This is a genomic window from Methylobacterium oxalidis (assembly GCF_007992195.1).
Lineage (GTDB): Bacteria > Pseudomonadota > Alphaproteobacteria > Rhizobiales > Beijerinckiaceae > Methylobacterium > Methylobacterium oxalidis.
In genome coordinates, this window is record NZ_BJZU01000150.1 from 1 (window position 1) to 17,495 (window position 17,495).

A 17,495-nucleotide genomic window follows, 5' to 3' on the forward strand; every position below is an offset into this window, starting at 1 on the left:
ACGCGCCGGCCGTCTCGATGTCGCAACAGGCCGGCTCACCTGCGTCGCCTGCCTCATGGCGATCAACGCCCTCAACAATCCCGCCTGAGATTAACCCTCAAACAGGCTCGAAATAGCGTCACCGGTCTCCTCGCTGAAGGTTCGACGCAGCCAAACGGGGTTGGACCAGCGGAGGCGCCGCAGCAGGAGTTGCAGGCAGACTGGCCCACGCTGCAGGGATAGATCCGCGAGGGTTCGCTCGTACTGCCCGTGGTGATGACGCGAGAAAGTCCGTCTCCAAGGCAGCGCGCCGGGACGGGCTGCGGCGCAACACAGACGACGAGGTGTTCGGCGATCGGGTCGACACTGACAACGCGGAGGTGGTTCGGGAGGAGGGGCAGAAGGCGGCGCGGCATGGCACTCTCAGGAGCAAAGCCCTTGAATTGGAAAGCGGCCATCAAAGCCTCACACCGCCCCACGCAAATTGCGGGAGAACCATCGTTCACCGGGCATCGACGGAAGCCTTCTGCTTCGGCAAAGAGACGGCGGCAATCGCGGCCGCCGCAAGAGAAAGGGCCGCCTGCCGGCTCGGCCTCAAACACGGCAGCTCAGACTTCAGTCGCAAAGATGACCCAAATCAATCTCGTAGAGACAACGGACAAGCCGATCTTACCAGAAAGTAGGAGCTGGTTTGTGCGAGCAGGGCGAGTCTTGAAACAGATTGAAACGACCCGCTATCCTGACCCTATCCTGTGGCGGTCTTGCGCTAACTGTGAAAATGATGCGTAACACGCGGTAGCAATACAGTCTGAACTCACATGTCACGATTAGGAGCTACTTGCTTCATGAACCCAAACCAGAGAGTACTCCCAGATGCAGCACCGCGGTACAGAGTTCGCTTGCAAAACATTCTTCCTGCGCGAGGCATAAACGCATAATGGACAAATTGGCAAAATATCTTTAAACTATTATATACTTTCTATAAAATGCCTCAGCTGCTGCAGATTTGTGCACGTTGTCGAGCGGCTCCCACCAAGCACGCGCTGCTTCGATACCGCGCGCTCTCTTCAGTGTGCGAAGGTGTTTACAAGCTGCATCTGAAGAGATACGCCCATATTGCTCAAGCACTCTAACAATGCTGCGATCAGACCATTTCATTGCTTCATGACGATCTTCAAGCTTCAGAAACACCTCAGAGGCCATGTATGCTGCCTCATAATCAAACGTCGTTGAGGCGTCCAGATGCTGTCTAAATAAGGCAACATCGCGCTCCAGAATTTTCTCAGAGCGGCGGAGATAATTAAAGAACGGCTTTGGAACCAGTTTGTATGCTTCGCCAAATTGCGGCCGAACTTCCGAGACGTCGGGAAATCGGCCCCTTGCTGCCTCGACGAGCAGCGGCGCGATTAACTTTGAACGTGCAAGATGTATCGCCGCTCCATGAGTAAAATGAGGAATAGGCACAAGAGCAATGCCTCCCGGGGAGTCCAGCTTGTCAATAGGGCTGTGCAACTCGTATTGATATCGGTCACTTGCGTCGAAAGGGTCAAGGAAAACACAGCAAGTCGCACGTTGCATGCGGAGATTCGAAAGTTCGTCGAACTGCAGCTCAATTAAAGCGCGGTCCTTTAGCCACCTCCCGTCACCGGAAGCGACTTCCGGCGACACAGAAACTTGGGGAGCAATTGCGAAGCCGTATGCAGCATCGAACGCGTTCCGCAGATGCAGCGCTCCGTATGCGCCTAACGATGTTCCGTATAAGATTAACGGGCGAGACGCTACATGCTTGCGAACAACATCGGCGAGCTGCCAAATCGCGGCTGTGTGCCACCAATGATTCTGCTTGCCAACAACAGCGATCACTGGGATCGAGCGCGGAACAAAGAAGTTGAGCCCCCACGGCTGACTGGGGGGCTGAGCGGCCCACGGCGCGAACGTTAGAAAAACAGGGCCGTCTCCCATTTCAGTACCAACTGCGAAGGCAAAAAGTGTCTCGCAGTCGAAAATGTACGTCCTGCCGCCACCAGAAGTCACGTTCATCCATCCTACAAACGCTGCAGATCAGCTATAAACGTCCCGCGGAGCGAAGGGCCGCCGTCAATGAAACATATCCAGAATGTGAAAGGTGCAATCTATCGGCATTAAGATTTGTGCACTCAACCCTGTAGCCACACGTTATAATACTGTCAGCATTAAACGTCTCCGCATTCGCAATTTTCCGAACTTGCGCTCTTACAGATGAATTAACAGACTGCCTTTGACATTCAAAATCTTTGAATTTTTCGCCCCTCGGTGGGATCTCAACGAAGGTAATTTTAGCATCTGACCAGATTGCTCTTACCTTTCGAATAACGGCCATAATTCCGGCAGAAATAGCGCACGCCTTTTCAAGACCACTGAGATTATTAGTCCCAACTATCACAATAACCGATCTGGGAGCAATCCTGTGGAGTTCCATCGCACTGAGTCGCCAGAGGATCTGCTGAGTTCTGTCGCTGCCGATACCTGCATTTACGGGCCGTAGACCTCCTGCTCTCCTGAAGAGGTCAAGCGGCCAATTTTGCGCAAGCGAATCACCAACTATGAATGTATCTACTCGGGCCTCCAATTCATCTCGAATATGCAAATGGCGCTTAAACCATGAGACTGATCGAGGTGGTGAAGGAGTCGTAGCGAGCAAAGTATCAGCTTCTTCACAGTCCGCTTCGGCCGCCAGGGAGGGATTGATCGAGTAAATAGGCACCACGAATGCAGTGATGATCACCACTAGTAAGCCCTGAATGACAGCTTGAGCGCGCGACATTTTAACGTATCCAATAGATCCAGCTCGGGTATGCTCAGAATTAAAACCGAAGTTATGAGTCCTTGAGAGGAGCAACTCGATTCTTGCCCAGCTGCCCGGTTTGGCTTGGTCGTTGAGTTCGGTTTTGAGAAATACCGCGCAATAAGCGTCGCGGCTGGAGTCAGGGCAATAGGCGAAAACACCTACCGGAACCACCTCGATGCAATCGCAGATAACAGCATAAGCAAAAGCTACTTCGCTGCAACCGGCGCAATCGCAATTCGTCCTGCCTCAGTGAGGTCGCCGCAACGCCAGATCGAGGTTTGAGAATTGCTGGACCACTCAAAGTAGAACAGCGCGGCGATTTCACCGGCACGTGCAACTGGATCCACAATCTCGCGCACCTCTCGAACGATCTTAGCGCGTTGCTTGTCATCGACGGGGCAGTTCCGCTCATCGTTGCGGACACCCCACTCGGTTAGCCAGCATCCGACTCCGATTTTGGCGGCGCCGCACTTGGCGACTGTGGCGCGCAATGCCCGCTTTCGGAGGTCAGGGGCAGAGTCGGCGTTTGGATAGTGATGAATCGCGAGTGCGTCCACAGATCGCGCAAGCCCTCGCTTGAAAAGCTTCTCTTGCAGAGCTTCCACCTCAAGAGCATCGGCGCCGGATTTCGCTGCCCAGTGCGAAGGAATATTGGCCATTCCTGCCGCCACAATGACGGTATTCCTTGCGGATAAGATACTTTCTTTAAGGCGGCGAACAGCAGAAACAATACCTAGATATTTCTCGATACCTCTCTCAATTGCATCATAATTCGCTAAATCCCGAAAGCCAACTCTACCATGCTCCTTCGAATATACACCAAGGTCGCCGTTAAACTCCGCCCAGTCTATTTCGTTGCCTACCTCCACGCCAGACAAAACTACTCCACTCTGATCTAGATCGCGCCAGAATGCACCAAACGACTCTTCGAATTTACCCACGTCCAGCTTGGACAGCGGGTAAGCCGCCTTTACCATAGCGTTACCTGGGCGACGCTCAGTTCCAGGCTCGTAAAATTCCTTCGCAGAGAGGGTCACTACCAGGAGAACGCTAAGTCCATGTTTATGAGCTTGCACAAGTGAATTTTTGCTATCCTGCAGCGGAGGCTGAATATTCAGTCTCACTGCCTTGACTCCCGACCGAATCATCTCGGCAAACATGGCATCTCGCTGGCTTGTATTTAGCCAGGCCATATTCGCCTGATTTACACCAACTAGAGGCAATCCAGCTTTCATTTCCGCTAAGACGTTCCCTGGCCGTAAGCAGCATAGAGCCAACGTTACGAACAGCAAAGCTCTCGCAAGCTTACACATCCGCTCGCAGCCGCAGGCGCTCTGTTGCTCGCTCCCAAGCAGCACCGAGAGCATTGTCCAAATGGTCTTTGAAACGGTACTGCTTACCATAGTACGGTCCACCAGGCGCTAGCGTAAGCTCGCCTAACACCGGCCCGCGGGACGTGGCGTACATGTCTACGCTTACGAATGGAGTAGGAAGCGCAAGAGAGAGCTTTGCTGCGTCGGCAAGCATCTTGTCTGAGCATCGAGGCCTCGTAGGAAGTCCACAGCGAAGTACCTTCCACTCGCTTTCAAGACTCGTAAGCGGGTTCAGCTCTGACCAATTAGGTCCGAACCAGGCGCCTGTGGGAGGCTTCGTGTTTCTGTCGTATTGAATAGTCAGCCCGTTTTCACCTTGGAACATGTACAGTTTGTAATCATATGGTATCTGATCTTCGTTGTTTTCGCCGACGAGCTTTTCCTCAACGATTAGTTTGTAGCTTCCTTTGAAGCGGTTCTCTTCATATAGCTCCTCTTGCTGCTTACGAATATCGGACTCCGTTATTTCCATTTGCCTCATACTGTCGAAATAACGGCCTTGGCTTAGCCGCCGCAATACCATTACACCTTTTGTGGAGTGCAATCCCTTTGGCTTTACGACAAATCGGTCAGGAAAGTCCTCATCTCGGAATTCGACCGGCCTATCAAATAGGCGATAAATATGCGGGACTTGAACACCGTGTTTCTTCGCAAAATCATACGCAGCCGTCTTGTCTCCGACGAACCATGGGACATGTTTTTCACGCCCCTCAACCCTCTCCTTTTGAAATGCAACCCAACCCATTCTGTCCTCCTGAGATTTGGCTACCGCCTATCATACGCGGGCGGAACCATCCAGCCACCTTTCCGCCTGCGCCCTTCCACCGTTGCCCAGGCGTCGAGTGGCCTATGCCTCTATCAGCCTGCGGTTGGCGCGAGAGTGTTCGCCGGGCAGCAGCCGCTTCGCCCGGGATTAGAGCTATTTCCGGTCATGTATCGACGGCCAAGTCGTCCTCGTATCCGGCTGCAGCGAGGCAGTTGCGGCACTCCTGCGGGGTGAAGTGCGTGAATGCGTGCCGGATCGCTGCCCAGAGTTCCGGGATCCGGCGGGCTGCCGCGCTGCGCAGCAGCGCCTTGAGCTTGGCGAAGGCCTGCTCAATCGGGTTGAGGTCAGGGCTGTAGGACGGCAGGTACATGAGCCTGTCTCACGGCCTCTGCCGCCTCGCGCACGCCGGCGACCTTGTGGGCTGGCAGGTTGTCCATCACGACGATGTCGCCCGGCTGCAGCGCCGGGACCAGGGTCTCGGTGACGTAGCTACGGAAGCGCCTGCCGTTGGTGGGGCCGTCAAGAAGCGCGGTGGCACACAGCCCACTCGTGCGTATAGCGGCCGTGACGGTGGTCGTTTTGTAGTGGCCAAACGGTGCTGCAAGCCGGCAGCGCTCGCCGCGCGGGGCCCACCCCTAGCGGCGCGCCATGTTGGTGGTGTGAGCGGGCGTTGGATCCTGGTTCTTCCGCGAACTGTGTGGTGCCTGATACTCAGGTTGCAGTGAGAACACGTTGACGCAGAAGGGCGAAGCCGGCGCGGCCGAACATCGTGCGCTTGAGCATCTTCAATCGCCCGATCTGCGCCTCGACTGGGCTCGTCGACCAGGGCATCGTGATCGCGCCCCGTACCGCTTCTCTGTCGCGTCCCAGACCAAGCGCGAACTTCGCCAGCGGCGTCCCGGCCGCGGCCGCGAACCAGGCCTCCAGGCTCTCACTCGATTGCGGTCGCACCAAGTCGGCAAAGCGACGCGCGAGGGCCGCGCTCTCCCTCAGGTCCGGGGCTTCCGTCCGTAGGTGTACGAGGAAGCGACGATCGTCCTCGCCCAGCGTGCACGGGTCCGCCTGCAGAAGCCATGTCGGCCGATTGATCGACGGTGGCCGCCATCGCGGCGCGCTCGTTGAGCCGGGCGTGGTATCCAACACGTCCACGCTCCTGCGCCGCCGCTTCATCGCCCAGTCGCGAACAACCCGCGGCCGAACGGCGGCGCCGGCGCCGATCAGTCCGCGGGCAAGTTCGGCGGCGCTGCGGCAGCCGGCCTGCCAGCGCGCCTCGAGTTCGGCGCGGTAGGGATCGAGGATTGTCGGTACGGCGCGCCCTCGCTGCCAGGAAGGCGGTGTGTCGCGGCGCAGCCAGACCCGCACCGTCTTCCGATCCAGCCCAAGCACGCGGGCAACGCCCGCAACCGAGGCGCCAGCCTCGGCCAGCCGCCTGAGCTCGGCGTGCCGTGCCTGACGAGGCGCGTGCGTTGCTCGCTTCCTAACCTCGATCGCCGTCGGCGGTCGCGCGGCCTTGGCCGCCGTCCGATCCGTCTCGATCTTGAGCCTGAGGAGCGCGCGACCGGCGGCGCGGATTGCGATGTGGTGATGAGCGACGATCGCGCGGAGGGCGATGCTAAGATTGCAGAGCAGGTGGAAGCGGTCGAGGACTTGCCGGGCCTGCGGTGCTCCCAGGCGTGCGCCCTCAGCGAACACGTCGGCCCGGTCCCGGACGACGACCTTGATGCTGGGATGGCGGCGTAGCCAGGCAGCAACGCTCAGGGCGTCGCGATCCGGCAGCAGATCGAGGACGGCGCGCCGTTCGAGGTCGACAAGCATCGTGCCGTAGCGGCAGCCACGCCGCCAAGCCCACTCGTCGATCCCGACGACGCGCGGCTCCGGAGGAAGCAGCAGCGGCGCCGCCCGTGCGAGACGCAAGAGCGTGTCGCCACTCAGCGGCATCGCGAGACGCCGCGCAAGGCGAGCGGCGGGTTCGCCGCCGAGCGTGAGGCCGAGGTGGCGCTGGAACACGCGCAGGCGCTCGGAGCGCCGAGCATGAGGTCGGACGACCTGACTGACGCTCTCGCTAAAGGTCCGCCGCGGGCAGCTGGCATTGGGACAGAGGAAGCGCCGTAGGCGAAGCTGCAGGCGAGCGGGCCGACCCTGCCAGGGCAGGTCCACGAGGGTTCGTTCGTACCGCCCGTGGTGACGACGCAACAAGGTTCGACATCCTGGGCAGCGTGTTGCGGCCGGTGCACGCGCGGCTGTTGGAACACCTGAGGGCCTCGGGCAAGCTGTTTGCCGATGAGACCACCGCACCGGTGCTCGACCCAGGGCGCGGGCGCACCAAGACAGGCCGGCTCTGGGCCTACGCTTGGGATGATCGACCCTGGGGCGGCACAGATCCGCCGGGCCACGTCTACCTCTATGCCTCCGACCGCACTGCTGAGCGGCCCCTAGGCCAAGCTCGACACCGCTATCTCGCAACACAGTAGCAAAAGGTTTGCCGAACAAAAAAATGTCTATCGATACTCGCTTTTAGATAAATATTTTTCATACGTGGAAACTATGAGCGACTTCGCGATCTCCTGTTTGTCAGCTCTCGGAGTAAGACGAGCAAAGCAGCCGACGGAATCTTCTATAGTAAATAGCCTAGATATAGGCTCAATTTCTAGCTTCACAGATTCTGACTGATGACATGCAAAAACCAAGATACGGTCTTGAAATGAAGATTGTTCCAAAAGGTATAGCGAAGCGGCGAGGAACGGTCCGAGCTCCCCTGCTAATATAACCGCATCGTATTGATCATCGCCAAGCGGACGTGCATAGGCGTCGAGCTCTGCACGAGGCACATGCTGTTTGACGGAACTTCTCATCCTCAGGTCGACAGAAAAATCACTTTTGTACCGAAGCCGCCCCAGGTGGAGGTATGCCGCATAATCCCGATCTGTAACCGCAATCTTCACAGCATCAATATGTGGCTCTACCACCGTAACAGACGGCAATCCCATCTCACATGCAAGTAATGCGGTCGAATCACTGCCATACTGTAACAAATTCGATGAAGAACCCAGACACTTCCGGACGAATCCAAGCTCATCAACGGACCTGCTGTTTTTTCCGGCAATATAAAACAAATTAACTGGATCAAGCATTTCTTCTAAAGATAAAACACGATGAGCTGAACTACCGGAAAATGGAACATCTCCCAAGCCCTTCATCTTCCACGCCTGTGAGATATCTACGGCGCCATCAAGAGAATCCCGCTGAGAATATTCTTGGGGAGACATGCCAAAGTACGGAGCCACATGCAGGCCATGTCCAGTATAATTTGCGAGCGTGAATCCGCGGAAATTCGGAACCCTAAGTTTCAGCTTCTCTCTCGCGCTTTCCAGCAGACCTTCAAAGTCCCGCGAGTGAAAGTGAACATGCACAAAGTTACACTTTTCAACCACTCCACCCGGCACAGTATCCATTCCGCTCAACCAATCATACAAGTGAAACCCATTGTCAAGTTTAAATTGCTCGCCTGATCCAACGATTAGTTTTTTAGTAACGCCCTTTTTCACATAACAACTATGAGGTATATTGTTATAGCACTTTTCTATTCTAAAGTATCGACGGGCTTTCGTCTTCAGGCGTTCAAATTCCGACATCAGGCTCGACGCGTCGGCCGTGAAGGGCATATCAGTTTCAAGATCAAGAAATTCATCAACATCAAGCGGCACAAAAAAATCATATCTGTGCCGGAGTTCTTGCATGCAGCCCGCGACAATCTCTCCTTTGCGTTCGAAATCAATAGGCTGCGGATAGGCGTAGCTAACGTTGGTTCCGCTGCAGGCCGCCGTCCGCAAGGTCTCCTTCACCTCCTCCGAGGTAGAGCCATTGTCGAAAATAAACAAGTTATCGCGACCAAAAATATCTCCGTGATATTTAATCCAGCAATCTAAAAGCCGATCTTCGTTTTTCTGCATTGTTATGAGCGCGACCCGCATGACAATGATCCTATGCTAAGACGGCTTCCCGACTGATCTGCAACGGAATTGCGCACGTCTCGCCGTCTCTAAATCCAATAGGCGAAAACCTCCACAGCCCCATCGTTCGCACACTTCCTGCCTTTCAGAGGAAATAACCGTTCCGCAGTTCACGTCATCTGCTTTGCATTCTAACGTATAAGCCGACTCAACTGTACCCATACAACCTGCGCAGCTGACTTTTGTCATCGTTTCCTTCCCAAGATAACGCAACCGCTTCCTAGCCGCGCTTGACGGCGATCATCGATCGCGAGGCGTCCTTGACCGGCCTTGCCGAAGAGCGATATTTCACCGGACACGATATCCTACTAGTGCTCATTGCGCAGGTATCCCGGCTCGCGTGCGTGCATGAGCACGTAGTGCCACGGAGAAGGCAGCGGAGATGCTCCGCAACAAGCGCGCCATTTAGCCAGACGGAGATTCGGCTGACCTATGCACGCAGCCCCACGTTCCAACTCGACGCTCAAGCGTCTTGCCGGCAATCAGCACGTCCGACTCCCTCGGACCAAGACCCAAGCGCACGCAGTCAGCAACCCAACCACCGATTCCGCGCCGCATCTGAGGCGAACTGTCCACACCGACGGTTGCAGTCATCAAAACGTGCTGCGTACAAGCGAGATTACCCGAGGATCTGACGGAAGCGCTCAGCACCCTGAAGCTGCTCCAATACCGCACGGTGCAGCGCGGCCCAGACACCTGCAGCCTGCCGCGCGTGAGGCCGTCGCCAACGTCTTGCGGCTGTAGCCCACCTCGGAATGCGGCAGGCGCTTCCACCGCCTGCCCGTGTGCAGCACCAGGAATAAGCCCGCCAGCGCCGCGCGATCTAAGACGGGCAGTCGCCCGCTTTTTTTGGCGTCTCACGCTCGGGCGGCAGAAGCTACTCGAACACCTCCCGGAGGCTGTCGGGAACCAGAGTGTGCGGGCCCGCCCAACCCGATCACGCCGGATCTGACCTTCACCCTAAACCCACGTGCACGCTCAACAATGAGGCACGGACCAACTTGCACCTGATGGCCTATACCTCTCGGGTGTCCTGCGGTGAGCGTCAACGTGAGCACATCTACCCCCGCGACTCAACCTACTTGCGCAATCGTTGCGCCAGGCAAATCAAGAGGAGCATCAGATAAGCCGCCAGATCCAGCCGAGAACATGCGAACTAACTGCTCTACCGCCTCGCTCCGCTTCGCATCGAGAGCCAAATGCTTCATACCAGCAAGAACCCGCTCTCGGCTCTTCCGAACGAACAGGCATTCCTCAACGAGATCTGCTGCGGCAACACGCTCCCCAAAAGCAAAGAGGTAGCCACTGTCTCCGTGGACCACATGTTCCGGCACGGCACCGACCGCCGAAGCCACCACGGGCAAGCCACACGCCAACGCCTCAACAATTCCAAGCCCAAATGATTCAAGTCTCGCAGTCGATAAAAAACACCCTCCCTGGTGGGCAAAATCCCGCATCATACCCGCTAGATCAGCTTGAGACAAATTATAGTAAACCCTCACATCCTCATCGATTCCAAGCAGCGCAATCTGATCCATGAAGTCGTGAACGTACTCATCCTCATAGCGCAAACTTAGCACAAATACCGGCCTCACGCGGAGACCGCGCTTCTTGAGGAGCGACGCGATATAAACAGCGTCGCGCCAATTCTTTCGCTCGTCCAGACGGCCAACCCACAGCATTGGTCGCGGATGCGACGTGGATAAAGGAGTCCTCTGTTCAGAATAGAAGATATCGGTATTGATGAAGTTCGGGACGATTTCGATATCCTGCGGTGGAATGCCGGCTTCCGCGTTCACCCAGTCACGAGACCAAGCGCTGGGAACGACGACTTTATCAAAAAATCCCTTTAGCGCTCCGACTGGTGCAACAGTTGCAGGAGGACAATCGTGCAACTCGAGATAGACTTTCAATCCCTCCCGTTTTAAATTACGAGCAAGGTGGAAATGCGAAAATAGCGTAACGCAGGGTATCTCTTCGCTTTTGACAAGGTTATATATATTATTATCAATTCCAAGATGGCCTAGAAATGTATGCCGAGCTCCCTCAGCTTGGAGCGATGCCACGCCACCCCGATCCCGCATGAAGTAAAAATATTCTTCGAGCCCACGCGGTTGCAGCACGCGCATGCGCTCACGAATCACGGAAATGATGCCGCCGAGGCTGCAATTTTCGTAGATTGTCAAATGTTTAATCATGCGCGCTTCCCAATGCTTTGCTCAGCGTAGCCGAGATACTTCAATGTGTCCGCAGCTCGCGACTCCCAGGTTGTAAGTGAGAGGTACTCTCGCACGACCCTGCCATCTTCCATTGTTACCGGAGAAGCCAGCGCTCGCAATATAGTCTTGCTGAGGGACTTGTCTGCCGCATAGAGAAAGGTAAACGGGGTTCCGCGAAGATTGTGCACATCCGAATGCACAACCTTCAGGCCGGCAGCGAGATACTGATAGTACTTGATGGGGTCGAGCGAAAATGTGATGCGATTCACCTTGAATGGGAGAATCCCAACGTCCCACGTCGAGCTAATTTCATAGAATTCATCGATCGATCGTTGACCAAAAAGCTTGATATTATCAGCAGCAAGTTGCTTCGGATCGTGCAAACCCGGCCCGATGAGTTCGAACTGTACTTCCGGAAGCTCTCTGGCTGCCTGCGCAACGGCATCGACATCAAATCTGCCGCCGAACATATGTCCAAAATAACCCACTTTACTTCTTCTCGAATTTCGCCCCCCAATCGCGGCTTCACTCCAATTCTGCTCTAGGTACCGGAACGCTTCCTCCTCCAGCCCATTCGGGAGAACATGCACCGCCTCCTCGCGCGCGCCAAATGCGATCGCGCGATCTCGTAGGGGACCGCTGACCGTGATGACGACGTCCGCAGTTTGACACATCCTCCGTTCAAGGCCGGAATTATACCATTTGCCATAACCTGCGCCCGCGGCCTTCATCCCCTCAGGATCGTCTCGAACTTCGTACAAGATCTTCCAGCCGCGCTCCTTGAGTAGGTCGATCATCAAGAACGTCTGGCTGTCGCACAGACTAGAACATATAAATATACCAGGCTTTGTGCGACGCTGCAGAATATCTTGAAGATGAAGAAAATAATCCGAACGTCGCATTTGGGTGATGCCTGGAGCAGGCTTTGCGACGGGAATCGTGTCACTGAGCGGAATGTAGGTCACTTCAAAGCCGAGCTTTCCAAAATTCTCGGAAAGGTAGTGCGGCCTTAAGCGCAGGACGTCATCGCGGAAAGGTCCTGCACTCGTCGAGTAAATGATGGGAGTGCCGCTTGAGTTGCCGTCAGGCGACGCGCCGACCATAGCCATCTCGCGCCACTCTCGGCAGGTATTTTGGTAGTGAACTTCTAACTGCTCAGTGGGGATCTGCTCCGCCGGATTACCCTCGAGCAGAAGGACAGCTTCGCCTCGAACTGCGCCATAGGGCGGAACTAAAGGGACCTCCTCAGAATGGCCGAGCGGCGACGCTTCTAACGCTTTCCTCCTCTCAAACACACCATCGCCGAGTGATTTGAAACCGTGGGGTGTCGCGGTAATTTTTCGAGCTTTGGAGTCCCAAAATTTCAGGCGGACGACCGCTTCAACACCTTTACTCGACGCAGTGGGTCCGACCGCAATCTTCAGAATTGGTAAATGAAACGGCTTTACCTCGAAGCTTATCGTGTCGCGCACCGGAATACGTACTGCTGTTGCGTCGCCTCCGAGAGAAGTAGCCCCTCGGACAGCTATTTCCGACGGCAGCGCCTTACCGGGAGCGCCGCCTGTCGCCTTCGCGCCTGAGCCCGTACCGGAGCCTCCTGTCTCCGACAGGGAAATTCCCGCAGAAGCGCCATTACTCCCGGAAGCTTTCAGGCCATTAGGTTCTACCTCAACCATAGACCCGGCGCCCCCTACGCCTTCCGCCCCGGACGGGAGTACCAATGTCGACCTTCGACTCAGCTCGACAAACACCTGACTTCGTATTCTCGTCACTTCAGCGAAATCAGTCTCCCGCCGAAACGTAATCAGATCTCCTTCGGTAATGGAGATGATGGCGGACGACGCGTCAAATTGAATAGACAGATCGGCCACCCCAGACAGAAAGGCAGAAGGTATCTGCATACGGCTTTCAGTTCGCCAAATGCCATCAACGCGATCGTTAATAACCACTGCTTGCTCGTCCGGCCTAAGACTGATATGGAGCAAGACATTTTCGCCGGCAATATAATCCAAGGTAGTAGGAAGCCGGTCATGAACGCCGGCGAGCTTTATGTTATGCACGTCGCCAGGCGCGATCGGATCTTGAAGCTCAATTTCCAAAGAACATCTCCCGTCGTTTTAGGCCAGTTACCTGAAAATAGAACCAACGTCAAGGGCGCAAGTGCTACAGATAAAGGCAGCGCATATGACCGCTGAGCTTCAATGATGTTGCTTTACAAAATCCTATAGGGACACAAGCTAAAGACACCGGGCGGATTACTACTGTCAGACCGTACCCCCTTTCATGAGGGCGCCTCTTCAAGGTCGAGCGCAGCTCGACGCAATGATGCCAACTGGCTCGGCTCAACATGCCTGCATATATGCCAAGGGCTGTGGTCAAGTTGTTGGGTGGTATTGTGTATCTTCGTAGTGATAGACACGTCGGAACCCACTGGGAGAAATATGGTCTTTTGAAACCGGAAGACGAAACCACAGTGTGAGGCTTCGGGCCGTATCTCTGCTATATCGCTCCGATGTCGGTTGGCCAAAACAGTACCTTGATAGACATGATTGAGGAAGATCGCGACATTCACTGGTCGACGCGGAAGAAAGTCGTTAAAAGCCCAACCGCGGACAAGCGATTCGCTGCATCTATCTATTCCTCCTACAAATTTCGAAGTTATTCTATGATTGGCAAGTGGAAACGTTAATCCCTGGTCAATCAAGCTGACGGTTAGATACATACCGTCTGCGACAAGACAGTTTTCAGGAAACTCCCAGCTAAAGTCAGCACCTTCCGGAGTGGAATCCTTTTTGCCCGCGGTAATCTCTCCAAGTGACAACATACCCGCTGGACGGCCGTCAATGCTGAACACGAGGTGCCCGTCTGTCTCTCCTGAAATCCAGATTTTACCAGAGACGTGCATTATGTCGGTATGAGAGACGGCAATTCGAACTCGTGGCATCGGCACATGATCGTCGCTAGGTACTTGCACCTCATCTCTACACTTCCGCTCTGCTTCGTTATGAAAAAACAACACGTTGCCTTCAAACTGAAGAGTGGTCGCAAGATGAATATCTTCGCCTCTGGCTAGCAACTTCGGGGCGTGCATATTTATCCCGACTGCAAGACCATTTTCTTCGATAATAATACGAACTGTGAGCTCGGACGAAGCTTCCTCCTGTGTCAATATGAATTCGTCTTCGAGTTGCCATCTGCCGTCGCGTTGGTCGTTGATCACAACCCTGCGTAAGGTGCGTCGAAGACTTAAATGAAGCAGAATACTGTCGCCATTTCGGTAATCCACTGTTGCGTCGCTGGTTGAAGCTCCAAGCTGAAATACCAGGCAGTGACACGTTCCTACGCGTAAGGGCTCCGAGAAATTCAACTCCATAGTACAACCTCTCCGTAACGGGCTAGACGCCACCGGCTGAAAAGCGCTCTAATGCGGCAAGTGCGCGATCCGTTTCCTCGTCAAAGCTGCCAGGCTTCGACTTCAGGCTTCCCGTGATGAATCCAATAACGGAAGACAAATCGTTTCTTAAGACGGCGCTCGTGTCAGCCATCTGCTGAATCAGTTCTGCGAGCTGTGTTTGTTTTTGCAGAGCAGCCTCAAGTTCCGCCGCGGCCGCTTTCCGCTCTCGTTCAAGTTCAACCGCGCGCCAGAAGAGTCCCTGCGCCAAGCGGGAAAACATCCCGTCCTCCGTGACCTTTTCTCCGAGGTAAATTCGAGCGGCTCGATCGAGCGCGCCGCCACGATCTTGCGTTCTCCAATTAATTCCCGGGCTTTCGGTGCCTACGCGATACCAAAAGAGGGCCTCCGGCACCGCGCCGATTCGCAGCCCCCCAGTATGCGCCTTAACGAAAAATCGCCAATCCTCCGCATGATTGAAACGGCCATCTACTACGAAGCCGCCAGTTTCGAGGAATTTCTCACGATTAACAAAGCAGTTGAGATCGCCGTAACCATTCATCAAAATGCCTAGTGGTCCAAAATCACCCATCGTGACGAATCGTCTTACGGCGTCAGTACTGCGTTTAGGCGGTTCGTCACCCACAAATTGATCGGCGAAACAGGTTAATACGTCGAATTTTGTTTGCTCAGCAACGCTACAGAAAGTCGACAATTCGTGAGGCTTTGCAACATTGTCGTCGTCCATGAAAAGAACGTACTTCCCGCGCGCTCTAGCCGCTCCCGAATTTCTCGAATAAGGCTCGTAGAAATTTTCTTGCATCCTGATAATTTCTGTAGGGTAACGTCGAGTTCCAGACTCGATAGATTTAAGGCATTCAATCGTGGACGAAGAACGGCTCGAATTGTCGACGATGATAAGTTCTACGTGGTCGTAATCCTGAGCTTCGATCGATTTCAGAGCCTGGATGAGACGTGCCGGACGCTCATAGTGAAGCAGGTTGACGGTGATCAATGGTTTAGCTTTTGGTTTCGCGGGTTGCTGCCGCGTCGTACCGTTCGGGTTCGTTGAACATGTTTCATAGAGTGCTAGATGCTGGCGTCGTATTCGGTCGAAATCGAAAGCCGGTTCGGCTCTTAGGAGAATGTCAGCTTTCGACACGGTTAATATTCGATCTGCGAGATCTGCCGGGGTGGGCTGGAAGAATGTAGCTTCGTGATACGCATCGGCAACAAGTTCTGAGGAACCGCCGACTTCAGTTGCGATGAATGGTATCTTATGATATAGACATTCTAGTACAGTGTATGGTGAATTGTCTTGAATTGCCGCGAGCACTGCGAGGCGGCCGGGGACCTGCAAGTACTCGATCGCCTTGAAAGTATCAAAACCGGTTTGGAGTGCTACAGCTCTCCGCCATCGTGAGGCGCGCCTGTGAATATCCTCGATTGAGTATTGGTTGCCGAGCTTCCCGAGGAACGTTACCGTTATGGACGGATCCAACTTGCCGTCGATGCGGTCAATTGCATCGCAGAACAGCAAAAGTCCCTTTCGCGGCTCCATCCGTCCGAAAAATACTAGCTCGGTCAGTTTACCGTCTCGGTATCTTTCGAATCGCTTGGTAGTAATACTGCTGCTGCCAGGAAGTAGATTTGGCAGTGAAATAGTTTGCTTCGGCAGGATCCATTTATTATCTTCCAACCATCTTTTCATGTACTTACTAGGGGTGACGAGCAAATCTGCGTACTCGATTAGCCGGCGTTCCATGCGGTCGCGTATGAGATACGTGATATCATCAAGGGTGCCGGCGTTCGCGAACCGGGACCATAAAGTCGGGCCATGAACGGTGACGAAGATTCTAGTCCTCGCGAGGCAAAGCCCTTGATGTTTCGCAAGTGCGGTAAAGTAACCGAGACCGCGAAGATCCACAAAATGGATGATGTCGTATGAACTCGATTTGAGGCTTTCGTAAACGTGATACGACTGCGCAGTTACGTCATCGCCGGAGGCAGTTGGGCTCGGATGCACCGGTGGCGTCGAAGCGATATCTAGGCTGACCAGTTTTATTCCGAGCTTTGCATAATAAGCATACCATTCCGCGAAATTACCCGACTCATAGTAGACAGATGTATAAAAAAGGTCGACGTCGTGTCCGGCTGCGGACAGTGCCTGTGCCAGGGCTGTGCAGGCGGTTCCTACTCCGCCGTTTTTAATTGGTCCAATTATATCTGGCGTGGCAATGCAAATCTTCACGGAGGGTCTCTTATCGCCGTTAAAGTGATCCGGTCAGTGAAACGCAATCTGCTATAGCGGGTTGACGTCTAGGTTGTTTCCTCGGGTTCGGGCAGTACCTTTTTATTCCGTGCCGAGTTCGGTCGATTAGTGATTTGACCGTACATCTACCACCCCGCATCCAATTTCACTACCTGATGGTCAGTACTGGCTGCGCTCGTTTGCAGATCTCGGCGGATTTTGAGCGGCTTATGCTGATGACTTGGATCTAAGACTTGCTTAAAAGCGTCGGCCGGCGGTCTTCGCGAGAGACCGCCGGGGCTACTAGTAGCTTATAAGCAATATTAGAAGCCTTTACAGTAATTATATTTCAAGCTTTTACTCAACCAGGGCATTCATTTTTTGCCCGATTGCGGTGTAACTGAATCCAAGCTTAGCGATGTCTCTGCTCCAGTAGACGTTGCGCAGGTCGACAACCACAGGTTCGGCCATGATCGCCTTCAGCCGATCGAAGTCGAGCGCTCGGAACGCGTCCCACTCGGTCACCAGGACCAGCGCGTCCGCCCCTTCGGCACAGTCGTAGGGGTCGGCCGCGTAGCCGATGTCGGGCAGGAGCGGCCGCGCCTGCTCCATCCCCTCCGGATCGTAGGCCCGCACCCTGGCGCCCGCATCCTGCAGGCCCGCCACGATCGACAGGGAT

Annotated in this window: 11 protein-coding genes and 3 pseudogenes; 1 reads left to right on the forward strand and 13 read right to left on the reverse strand. The window is 54.8% G+C overall.

Annotated elements, in window-relative coordinates; translation table 11 throughout:
- Positions 1–939: 939 nt before the first annotated feature.
- The 6 genes and pseudogenes from MOX02_RS26630 to MOX02_RS26655 all read right to left on the reverse strand — a co-directional run bounded on the left by MOX02_RS26630 (position 940) and on the right by MOX02_RS26655 (position 7,240).
- Positions 940–2,019 carry a hypothetical protein gene (locus tag MOX02_RS26630; protein WP_147028831.1) on the reverse strand — a complete coding sequence of 360 codons (1,080 nt, stop codon included), beginning with the start codon at positions 2,017–2,019 and terminating at the stop codon, positions 940–942.
- Between the two features lie 25 nt (positions 2,020–2,044).
- A complete protein-coding gene (locus MOX02_RS26635) occupies positions 2,045–2,782 on the reverse strand; it encodes a GDSL-type esterase/lipase family protein (RefSeq protein ID WP_147028832.1) in 738 nt (245 codons plus the stop codon).
- 230 nt (positions 2,783–3,012) lie between these two features.
- Positions 3,013–4,041 carry a hypothetical protein gene (locus MOX02_RS26640; protein WP_147028833.1) on the reverse strand — a complete coding sequence of 343 codons (1,029 nt, stop codon included), beginning with the start codon at positions 4,039–4,041 and terminating at the stop codon, positions 3,013–3,015.
- A gap of 70 nt (positions 4,042–4,111) precedes the next feature.
- Entirely contained in the window at positions 4,112–4,924 is an 813-nt protein-coding gene (locus MOX02_RS26645; RefSeq protein WP_147028834.1) for an ATP-grasp fold amidoligase family protein, read from the reverse strand.
- Positions 4,925–5,108: 184 nt separating this feature from the next.
- Positions 5,109–5,610 (reverse strand): annotated as a pseudogene (locus MOX02_RS26650) (IS630 family transposase); the annotation flags it as partial.
- A gap of 46 nt (positions 5,611–5,656) precedes the next feature.
- Positions 5,657–7,240 (reverse strand): ISL3 family transposase, encoded by a 1,584-nt coding sequence (locus tag MOX02_RS26655; protein WP_238179384.1) that lies wholly within the window; start codon positions 7,238–7,240, stop codon positions 5,657–5,659.
- Here MOX02_RS26655 and MOX02_RS31590 point away from each other — a divergent pair.
- Positions 7,162–7,380, forward strand: a pseudogene (locus MOX02_RS31590) (IS66 family transposase); the annotation flags it as partial. The gene MOX02_RS26655 and the pseudogene MOX02_RS31590 sit on opposite strands and share 79 nt — an antisense overlap.
- Positions 7,381–7,443: 63 nt before the next feature.
- Here MOX02_RS31590 and MOX02_RS26660 read toward each other — a convergent pair.
- From MOX02_RS26660 to MOX02_RS26690, 7 genes and pseudogenes are all read right to left on the reverse strand, one after another.
- A complete protein-coding gene (locus MOX02_RS26660) occupies positions 7,444–8,916 on the reverse strand; it encodes a glycosyltransferase family protein (RefSeq protein ID WP_147028836.1) in 1,473 nt (490 codons plus the stop codon).
- A 685-nt stretch (positions 8,917–9,601) separates the two neighbouring features.
- A pseudogene (locus MOX02_RS32450) lies at positions 9,602–9,829 on the reverse strand (transposase); the annotation flags it as partial.
- A 199-nt stretch (positions 9,830–10,028) separates the two neighbouring features.
- Entirely contained in the window at positions 10,029–11,153 is a 1,125-nt protein-coding gene (locus MOX02_RS26670) for a glycosyltransferase family 4 protein (RefSeq protein ID WP_147028837.1), read from the reverse strand.
- Positions 11,150–13,273 carry a glycosyltransferase gene (locus MOX02_RS26675; protein WP_147028838.1) on the reverse strand — a complete coding sequence of 708 codons (2,124 nt, stop codon included), beginning with the start codon at positions 13,271–13,273 and terminating at the stop codon, positions 11,150–11,152. Before MOX02_RS26675 ends, MOX02_RS26670 begins: the two co-directional genes overlap by 4 nt.
- Before the next feature lie 182 nt (positions 13,274–13,455).
- Positions 13,456–14,547 carry a hypothetical protein gene (locus tag MOX02_RS26680; RefSeq protein ID WP_147028839.1) on the reverse strand — a complete coding sequence of 364 codons (1,092 nt, stop codon included), beginning with the start codon at positions 14,545–14,547 and terminating at the stop codon, positions 13,456–13,458.
- Positions 14,548–14,569: 22 nt separating this feature from the next.
- Positions 14,570–16,816 (reverse strand): glycosyltransferase, encoded by a 2,247-nt coding sequence (locus tag MOX02_RS26685; protein WP_147028840.1) that lies wholly within the window; start codon positions 16,814–16,816, stop codon positions 14,570–14,572.
- Positions 16,817–17,173: 357 nt separating this feature from the next.
- The coding region (locus MOX02_RS26690; RefSeq protein WP_280525359.1) for a UDP binding domain-containing protein at positions 17,174–17,495 on the reverse strand (322 nt) is incomplete at its 5' end.

What these genes read in the sequence shown, in the direction of transcription:
- MOX02_RS26640 (WP_147028833.1), bottom strand. Translation starts at nt 4,041, where the DNA reads ATGAAAGCTGGATTGCCTCTAGTTGGTGTAAATCAGGCGAATATGGCC.
- MOX02_RS26660 (WP_147028836.1), bottom strand. Translation starts at nt 8,916, where the DNA reads ATGCGGGTCGCGCTCATAACAATGCAGAAAAACGAAGATCGGCTTTTA.
- MOX02_RS26670 (WP_147028837.1), bottom strand. Translation starts at nt 11,153, where the DNA reads ATGATTAAACATTTGACAATCTACGAAAATTGCAGCCTCGGCGGCATC.
- MOX02_RS26635 (WP_147028832.1), bottom strand. Translation starts at nt 2,782, where the DNA reads ATGTCGCGCGCTCAAGCTGTCATTCAGGGCTTACTAGTGGTGATCATC.
- MOX02_RS26645 (WP_147028834.1), bottom strand. Translation starts at nt 4,924, where the DNA reads ATGGGTTGGGTTGCATTTCAAAAGGAGAGGGTTGAGGGGCGTGAAAAA.
- MOX02_RS26680 (WP_147028839.1), bottom strand. Translation starts at nt 14,547, where the DNA reads ATGGAGTTGAATTTCTCGGAGCCCTTACGCGTAGGAACGTGTCACTGC.
- MOX02_RS26630 (WP_147028831.1), bottom strand. Translation starts at nt 2,019, where the DNA reads ATGAACGTGACTTCTGGTGGCGGCAGGACGTACATTTTCGACTGCGAG.